Source organism: Nocardioides sp. GCM10023255 (assembly GCF_042653125.1).
Lineage (GTDB): Bacteria > Actinomycetota > Actinomycetes > Propionibacteriales > Nocardioidaceae > Nocardioides.
On record NZ_JBHSHU010000011.1, the window covers coordinates 113697 to 121383 of the forward strand.

The window sequence follows — 7687 nt, forward strand, 5'->3', positions numbered from 1 at the left end:
GTCTCGACGCTAGTGAGGGGAGCGTGGGCCGGCCACCGGGATCCCGCTGCCCGGGCGCGGGTCGCGGCGGCGCCGCCACCGGCGCCAGCCGCGCCGGACCAGCCGCGCGAGCAGGAGCAGCAGGAGCAGCCCGGCCGCCAGCAGCACCGCCGCGATCGCGGCAGCGGCCCGGGGCTGCTCGATCGCGAACCACACGACCGCCAGCACCACGACGTCCTCGGCGATGCTGGCCGTGATGTTGGTGACCGGCTCCGGTGAGGAGTTGAGGGCCAGCCGTCCGCCCGCCTTGGCGAGGTGGGAGAGCAGCGCGGTCCCGCCGCCGACCACGCCGAGCACCGCCTCGTCCAGGGAGTCGGCCTGCCCCGCGATCAGCACGCCCACCACGGCGCCGGCGGTGGGGCGGATCGCCGTCGAGACCGCGTCCCACGTGGAGTCGACGTAGGGGATCTTGTCGGCCACGAACTCGAAGGCGTAGAGGAGGAACGCCACCGCCAGGACGTCCCAGCGGCCGAGCGCGTCAGGGACGTCGGCGAACCCGCCGAGACGGTCGGAGATGCCGAGCACGAGCACGACCAGGTAGCAGTTCACCCCGCTGGCCCAGCCGCTCGAGAACGCCAGTGCGAGCGAGTCCACGCGCGGAGTCTAGGTGACGCGGACTCAGTCGCAGGGGTAGCTGACGCCCGAGCTCGGGAGGGTCCACGGGCCGCACTCGCCGGGGTTGTCCGGCGGCTCCGGGATCACCAGCACCGGGTCGGTGCCGAGCTCGGCGAGGTCGTCGACGGGCACCCGGAGCTCCTCCTGCGCCGAGCCCAGGTCGGGGGCGTGCACGGTCTCCCTCACGTAGGTCAGGAAGGTCTCGGAGTGGATCACCTTGACGCTGCGCTCGAACCACAGCCGGCCCGGGTCGCCCCGGTCGAGGCGGTCCGAGCGGACCAGCATCCAGCCGTCGCCGGGCGCGAGCTCGCGCAGCGCGGCCAGCCGCTCGATCACCAGGTCGCCGTCCGGGGTGGTGGTGACCTCGCAGCGCAGGTAGGTGTGGGACCGCACGTCGTTCGCGCAGCTCTCGCGGGAGCTGCCCTCGGCCTCGCTGCGGGCGTGGCTGAGGTCGACGGAGAGGCGGTGGTCCCCGGTGCCGCCGTAGGAGATCGACATGCCGCTGGCCTTGTCGTACCACTTCGGCGGCAGCTCGTTGCCCTGCCCGTCGAAGGCCCCGAAGTCACCGGCCGGCAGGTCCGGGACGCTGCGCGAGAACACCGTAGACGCGTGCTCCTCCAGCAGCCGGGGCATCTGCTGGGCGTCGTAGTCGGCCAGCGCGCGACGGGTCGCCGGGTCGATGGCGGTCGTCGGGCCGTCCCCGCCCGGATCCGGCAGGGCCTGCGCGACGGCCACGCCGGCCGCGGTCACGACGACGGCGGCGACGGCGCCGGCGGCCAGGCGCTGTCCGCGCAGCCGCCGCCGACCGGCGCGGACCGCCGGGCCCGGGTCGGGGAGGTGGCCGGGCTCGTCGCGGGCGACGTGCTCGCGCAGGAGGGTGGTGAGGTCGTCGGCGGTCATCGGGTCTCCTCGGTGGCGATGAGCTCGGGCAGGTGGGTGCGCAGGGTCCCGAGGGCGCGCGCGGTCTGGCTCTTGACGGTTCCCTCCGCGACGCCGAGCAGCTCGGCGACCTCCGCGACCGGGAGGTCGTCGAGGAACCGCAGCGCGACGATCGCGCGCTGCCGCGCCGGCAGCACCGCCAGCGCGGCGCCGAGGTCCAGCCCGGTGGTCGGCTCCTCGCCCGGCCGGTCCGGCAGCTGGTCGGTCGGGCTCTCGGGACGGCGTCGGCGCAGGTGCGAGAGGCACTCGTTGACGACCACCTTGCGGGCGTACGCCGTGCGGGTGGCCGGCCGCGTCCGCGACCACACGGCGTACAGCTTGGCCATGCCCTGCTGGGTCAGGTCCTCGGCGAGGTGCCAGTCGCGCACCACGAGGTAGGCGGTGCGGCGCAGGCCGGGGCCGTGGACCGAGAAGAACTCCGTGAACTCCTGCTCACGCTGGTCGCGTCGCACGTGGGCAGCCTCCGGTCCGAGATGGGCGCCGCGCCACGGGTGGGCAGCGGTCTACCCGTTGTACGCCGCCCGCGGTCCCTGAGGTTCGCAGCGCCGCCCGGGAATGTCAGTGGGCCTTCCCGGCCGACTCCTGGGCCGACTCCTGGGCAGTCCCCTGGGCGGCGGTCACGCGGGCCAGCGCGTCCGCATCCCGGCCGACCACGGTGGTGCCGTCGGCGGCGGTGAGGATCGGGCGCTGGATGGTGGCCGGATGCGCGGCCATCGCCTCCAGCCACGCCGCGCGGCGGTCGGGCTCGCGGGGCAGGTCGATGCCGGCCTCGCGCGTCTCCTTCGGCCGGGCGACGTCCCAGGGCTCGAGCCCGAGCCTCGCCACCACCTCGCCGAGCTCGGCGGCGGTCGGCGGGTCGTCGAGGTAGCGGCGCACGGTGTACTCCACGCCGGCGGCGTCGAGCTCCGCGGTCGCAGCACGGCACTTCGAGCAGGCGGGGTTGAGCCAGATCTCCATCGTCCGGGCCCTCAGTCGACGTCGGTCTCGGTGGCGCCGGTGAGGGCGACCAGCTCGTCGTACGTCGTGGAGAACACCGCGGCGGGGTGGCCGGCGGCCGCCCACACCACGTCGTACTTCCGCAGCCAGGGGTCGAGGTAGGTCGGCACCGGCGCCGGGTGGCCGATGGGGGAGACGCCGCCGATGACCTGGCCGGTGTGCTCGCGGACGAACTCGGGCTTCGCGCGCCGCAGCTCCGCGACGCCGATGCGCTCGGCGACCTTCGCGGTGTCGACGCGGTGCGCGCCCGAGGTGAGGATCAGCACGGGGGTGCCGCCTGCGTCGAAGAGCAGGCTGTTGGCGATCGCGCCCACCTCGCAGCCCAGTGCCTCGGCGGCCAGTGCGGCGGTGTGGACCGAGTCGGGGAGAATGACGATCTCGCCCTGGCCGCCACGGCGCCGGTGCTCGTCTCGAAATAGGGTGATGGTGGGGTGCTCGGTCGTCATACTGCGACCCTAGCCAGAGGCGAGGCCACCGGTCCGGTGGGTTTTCGTGGTGCGTGCGCCGGTGGTCCGGCGCCTGAGAGGAGACTGGATGAGTCGGCAGCAGCCGCGCTCGGTGAGCGGTGCGACCTGGGTCCTGCTGGGGTTGGTCCTGCTGAGCGGGTTCACGGCCCTGCTCACGGTCATCCTGCGTGACGACCTGGTCAGCTCGTGGGCGGCAGGGCACCCCGACTCGACGGGCGACCTCAAGCCGCCGGCGTTCGTGCCCGTGGCGATCGTGCTCTTCGTGGTGTTCGCACTGCTGGCGGGCGTGCTGGCGGTGTTCCTGCGCAGCGGGCACAGCTGGGCACGGCTCTCGCTGACCGCGCTGGTGGGCTTCATGGCCGTCGCGACCCTGGCCGGGCTGCGCAGCGACCCGCCCCCGCTGTTCATCGTCCTCACCGTCGTCTCGGTGGTGCTCGACGCCGCCCTGCTGTTCTTCCTCTGGCACCGCGACACCAGCGCCTACATCCGCGGCGTCTGGCTCTCCTCGCACCCCGTCACCCGGCGGTGACGCGGCCGGCGCCCGAGGGCGCCGGCGATCTCTTGACGGACTGTCCGTGCCGAGGTGTAGCGTTCGGGGTGTTCGAACACGCGTTCGAACCCCGCTCGGCGGGGACGATCTCGACCCCGTCCCCGCCGGGCCGGCCCGGGGGTGACCCACGGCCGGTCGACGCGGGACCGGGGTCGGTGTCCGGGGTCGAGGGTGTGTGAGAGGTGGCGGCCAGATGAGGCGGTACGACGACCCCGTGGAGGTCCGCAAGGGCTGGGTGACGGGCGTGGAGGGTCCCGAGCAGTTCCTGTGGCGCGGGCGGCTGTGGAAGGTGCGGGCCGTGGTCGCGCACTGGGTGGAGACGTCGCCGTGGTGGCAGTCGTCCGGGGTGCGGGCGGCGGTCGGCTCCGACGACGTCCCGCTCGGGGGCTCGGGGTCGGTGGCTGCGGCCGGCGACCTCCTCGTCGAGCGCGAGCTCTGGCGGGTCGAGGCCGGCCGGGGCATGGGCCCGGCGGCCGGGTCCGGCGAGGGTGACGGCGGCGGGGTCTTCGACCTCTCCTTCGACTGGTCCGACGGTCGCTGGCAGCTCGTCGGCTGCGTGGACTGAGGGGTGGAGTCGATGAGCGTCCCCAACCCCTATGCCCTGCCGGCCACCACGCACTCCTACCTCGCCCGCTCGGCCGAGTCGCTGAGCGAGGCGATGGCGGCGACCGAGGTGCCCGCCCGCTACGCCTGCGCCCACGTGGCGGCGCTGCGGGCCGCGGCCGCCCTGCTGGCGGCCCGGGCGCACCCGGCGCCGGCGCGGCGCCGCCCGCAGAAGAACGCCTGGGTGCTGCTGGCCGAGGTGGCCCCCGAGCTCGAGGAGTGGGCCCGGTTCTTCGCGGCGGGCGCCGGCAAGCGAGCCGCGGCCGAGGCCGGTTCGACCCGCGCCGTCACCGAGCGCGAGGCCGACGACCTGGTGCGCGACTCCGACCGCTTCCTCGCCGTCGTCGAGCAGTGCCTCGGCCTGGTCCCGCACGCGCCGGCGCGCGCCCAGGTGGTGCGGCACGTGGGCTGAGCCTCGGCCTCCGGGCCGAGTTGACGTCTCCCCGGGGAGGCGTAGACTTCAGGTGTTCGAACATGTGTTCGACAAAACAGTCAGGGTCGAGCCGGCTGAGTGCGCAGGAGGCGACCCGTGCCCGATCCCTTCCCCCATCTCCACGTGGCCTCGGGCTACTCGCTGCAGTACGGCGCGTCCCACCCGCACACGCTCGTCGAGCGGGCCGTCGAGCACGAGATGGACACCCTGGCGCTGACCGACCGCGACGGCACCTACGGCGCGGTGAAGTTCGCCAAGGCGTGCCTGTCGGCGGGCGTGCGGCCGGTGCTGGGGGTCGACCTCGCCCACCGGCCCACGCTCACCACGACGTCGTCCGACGAGGTCGCCCGGGCCGGGCGCCCCCGGACCCCGGTGCGGGGCGGGGCGTTCCGGGACCCGCGGCTGCCCCGGGTGACGCTGCTGGCCAGCGGCCGGGCGGGGTGGGCGGCGGTGTGCCGGCTGGTCTCGGCCACCCACCTCGCCGGGGAGCGGGGGGTCCCGGTGCTCGACCCCGGCCTGCCGGAGGTGGCCGAGCTGCTCGGGTCCGGCGACCTGGTGGTGCTGCTCGGTCCGGCCTCCGAGCTCGGGGTCGCCGCCACCCGCCGCCGCGACGACCTCGCCGAGACGGTGCTCGCGCCGTGGCGGGCTCGGGTGCCCCGGGAGAACCTCCTGGTCGAGCTGGTCTCCCACCGGCTCGGCGCGTCCGGTGCCGGCTGGGGGCCCGGGACCACCCCGCACGCCGCCCGGATGGCCGGGGCGGCCCGCCGGGCCGGGCTGGGGACGGTGCTCACCAACGCGGTCCGCTACGCCGACCGTCGCGACGCCCCCACTGTCGACGTCCTCGACGCCGCCCGCCGGCTGGTCGCGCTCGATCGCCGGCACGTCGATCGGGGCAACGCGGAGGGGTTCTTGAAGTCCGGCAAGGAGATGGCCGAGGTCGCCGAGGAGATCAGCCGCCTCGCCGGGCTGGCCGCCGACCCGGCCCGCGAGGCCCGGCAGCTGCTGGCCCGCACCCGCGCGGTGGCGGACCGGTGCGCGCTCGACCCGCGCTCCGACCTGGGCCTGGGGGAGGTGCACTTCCCGGAGTTCGAGCTGGCCGCCGGGGGCGTCACCCCGCGGCCCACGCCGGGAGCAGGTCCGGCCGACGCCCTGCTCCGCGCCCGCTGCGAGGGCGCGATCGGGGACCGCTACGGCTCGGGGCCGAGACAGGTCGTGTGGAAGCGGCTCGACGACGAGCTGGAGACGATCCGCGAGCTCGGCTACGCGTCGTACTTCCTCACCGTCGGCGACGTCACCGACCTGATCCGCGAGATGGGGGTGCGCTGCGCCGCCCGCGGCTCGGGCGCGGGCAGCCTGGTCAACTACCTGCTCGGCATCTCCGGGGTCGACCCGATCCGGCACGGGCTGCTCATGGAGCGGTTCCTCTCCCCGCTGCGCCAGGCGCTGCCCGACATCGACGTCGACGTGGAGTCGGCGCGGCGGCTGGAGGTCTACGAGCGGGTCCTCGACCGGTACGGCGGGGAGCGGTGCGTGTGCGTCTCGATGATGGACACCTACCGGGTCCGCCACGCCGTCCGTGACGTCGGTGCCGCGCTCGGCATGCCGCCCGGAGAGATCGACGCGATCGCCAAGGCGTTCCCGCACATCCGTGCCCGCGACGCCCGGGTCGCCCTGCGCGAGCTGCCCGAGCTCCGGGCCAGCGGGCTGGGGGAGGAGCGGCTCGACCTGATGTTCCGGCTGGTGGAGCGGCTCGACGGGCTGCCGCGGCACATCGCGGTGCACCCGTGCGGGGTGCTGCTCTCCGACGCGACGCTGCTCGACCGCACCCCCGTGGAGGCCAGCTACGCGGGGTTCCCGATGAGCCAGTTCGACAAGGACGACGTGGAGGACCTCGGCCTGCTCAAGCTCGACGTGCTCGGCATCCGGATGCAGTCCTCGATGGCCCACGCCCTCACCGAGATCGCGCGGGTCGACGGCGTCGAGGTCGACCTCGACGACGAGGAGCAGGTGCCGTTCGACGACCCGGAGACCTACGCGATGATCTCGTCCGCGAGGACCCTCGGCGTCTTCCAGATCGAGTCGCCCGGCCAGCGCGAGCTGGTCGGCAAGTCCGGGATCGAGTCCTTCGAGGACATCATCACCGACATCTCGCTGTTCCGGCCCGGGCCGGTCAAGAGCGACATGATCACGCCGTACCTCGACGTCAAGCAGGGCTGGAAGGCGCCGACGTACCTCCACGACGACCTGCGGCCGATCCTGGCCCCGACGCACGGCGTGGTGGTCTTCCACGAGCAGGTCATCGAGATCATCGCCCGGTTCGCCCGGATCACCAACGCCGAGGCCGACGAGAAGCGGCGCGCGCTCGGGGACTTCGAGGGGATGGCCGAGACCAAGCTGTGGTTCTTCCCCCGCGCCCTCGCCCACGGCTACCCGCTGCCCGTGGTCGAGGGGATCTGGAAGATCCTCGAGGCGTTCGCGTCGTTCGGCTTCTGCAAGGCCCACGCCGCGGCGTTCGCGCTGCCGACCTTCCAGTCGGCCTGGCTCAAGGCGCACTGGCCGGCCCACTTCCTCGCCGGGGTGCTCACCCACGACCCGGGCATGTACCCCAAGCGGCTGATCCTCGAGGACGCCCGCCAGCTCGGCATCGCGATCCTCGGCCTCGACGTCAACACCTCGGAGAAGGAGTACGTCGTCGAGCGGCTCCAGACGTCCGACGACGGCGAGAAGGCGTACGGCATCCGCCTCGCCCTGGCGGAGGTCAAGGGCATCAACGAGGGCGAGGTCGAGCGGATCGTGGCCGCGCGCCCCTATCCCTCGCTCACCGACTTCTGGCACCGCGCCCGGGTGTCCCGGCCGATCGTCGAGCGGCTGGTGCTGGCGGGCGGGTTCGACCCGACCTACGGCATCGGCTCGCCGCAGCCCGGCGAGGTGCGCCGCCGCGGCCGGGTGACCCGGCGCGACCTGCTGCTCCAGGTCGCCGAGCTGGACCGGCACGCGCGGGCCGTGGAGCGGGCCGGGCGCGGCCGCGGGCTCGCCGGGCGACGG

At 74.4% G+C, this 7687-nt stretch carries 9 protein-coding genes; 4 read left to right on the plus strand and 5 right to left on the minus strand.

Annotated elements, in window-relative coordinates; genetic code table 11:
* Window positions 1–9: 9 nt before the first annotated feature.
* The 5 genes from ACFO9I_RS19400 to ACFO9I_RS19420 form a co-directional block, all read right to left on the minus strand.
* On the minus strand, window positions 10–633 hold the full coding sequence (locus tag ACFO9I_RS19400) for a DUF4126 domain-containing protein (RefSeq protein WP_379183885.1): 624 nt from the start codon (window positions 631–633) through the stop codon (window positions 10–12).
* A 24-nt stretch (window positions 634–657) separates the two neighbouring features.
* A complete protein-coding gene (locus ACFO9I_RS19405) occupies window positions 658–1554 on the minus strand; it encodes a hypothetical protein (RefSeq protein ID WP_379183887.1) in 897 nt (298 codons plus the stop codon).
* Entirely contained in the window at window positions 1551–2045 is a 495-nt protein-coding gene (locus tag ACFO9I_RS19410; RefSeq protein WP_379183889.1) for a SigE family RNA polymerase sigma factor, read from the minus strand. Before ACFO9I_RS19410 ends, ACFO9I_RS19405 begins: the two co-directional genes overlap by 4 nt.
* Before the next feature lie 106 nt (window positions 2046–2151).
* Window positions 2152–2550 (minus strand): ArsC/Spx/MgsR family protein, encoded by a 399-nt coding sequence (locus tag ACFO9I_RS19415; protein WP_379183891.1) that lies wholly within the window; start codon window positions 2548–2550, stop codon window positions 2152–2154.
* Between the two features lie 11 nt (window positions 2551–2561).
* Entirely contained in the window at window positions 2562–3035 is a 474-nt protein-coding gene (locus tag ACFO9I_RS19420) for a YbaK/EbsC family protein (protein ID WP_379183893.1), read from the minus strand.
* Window positions 3036–3123: 88 nt separating this feature from the next.
* On the opposite strand from ACFO9I_RS19420, the gene ACFO9I_RS19425 reads away from it, so the two are divergent.
* The 4 genes from ACFO9I_RS19425 to ACFO9I_RS19440 all read left to right on the plus strand — a co-directional run.
* Window positions 3124–3585 (plus strand): hypothetical protein, encoded by a 462-nt coding sequence (locus tag ACFO9I_RS19425; RefSeq protein WP_379183895.1) that lies wholly within the window; start codon window positions 3124–3126, stop codon window positions 3583–3585.
* A gap of 214 nt (window positions 3586–3799) precedes the next feature.
* Complete coding sequence (locus ACFO9I_RS19430) at window positions 3800–4171, plus strand: DUF6504 family protein (RefSeq protein ID WP_379183896.1); 372 nt, start codon at window positions 3800–3802, stop codon at window positions 4169–4171.
* A 12-nt stretch (window positions 4172–4183) separates the two neighbouring features.
* Window positions 4184–4621 (plus strand): SAV_6107 family HEPN domain-containing protein, encoded by a 438-nt coding sequence (locus ACFO9I_RS19435; protein WP_379183898.1) that lies wholly within the window; start codon window positions 4184–4186, stop codon window positions 4619–4621.
* 117 nt (window positions 4622–4738) lie between these two features.
* Window positions 4739–7687, plus strand: a 2949-nt coding sequence (locus tag ACFO9I_RS19440) for a DNA polymerase III subunit alpha (RefSeq protein WP_379183899.1), incomplete at its 3' end; no start/stop codon positions are given.

Coding starts and splice junctions, on each gene's coding strand:
- ACFO9I_RS19430 (WP_379183896.1), top strand. CDS start 3,800: ATGAGGCGGTACGACGACCCCGTGGAGGTCCGCAAGGGCTGGGTGACG.
- ACFO9I_RS19405 (WP_379183887.1), bottom strand. CDS start 1,554: ATGACCGCCGACGACCTCACCACCCTCCTGCGCGAGCACGTCGCCCGC.
- ACFO9I_RS19425 (WP_379183895.1), top strand. CDS start 3,124: ATGAGTCGGCAGCAGCCGCGCTCGGTGAGCGGTGCGACCTGGGTCCTG.
- ACFO9I_RS19415 (WP_379183891.1), bottom strand. CDS start 2,550: ATGGAGATCTGGCTCAACCCCGCCTGCTCGAAGTGCCGTGCTGCGACC.
- ACFO9I_RS19435 (WP_379183898.1), top strand. CDS start 4,184: ATGAGCGTCCCCAACCCCTATGCCCTGCCGGCCACCACGCACTCCTAC.
- ACFO9I_RS19420 (WP_379183893.1), bottom strand. CDS start 3,035: ATGACGACCGAGCACCCCACCATCACCCTATTTCGAGACGAGCACCGG.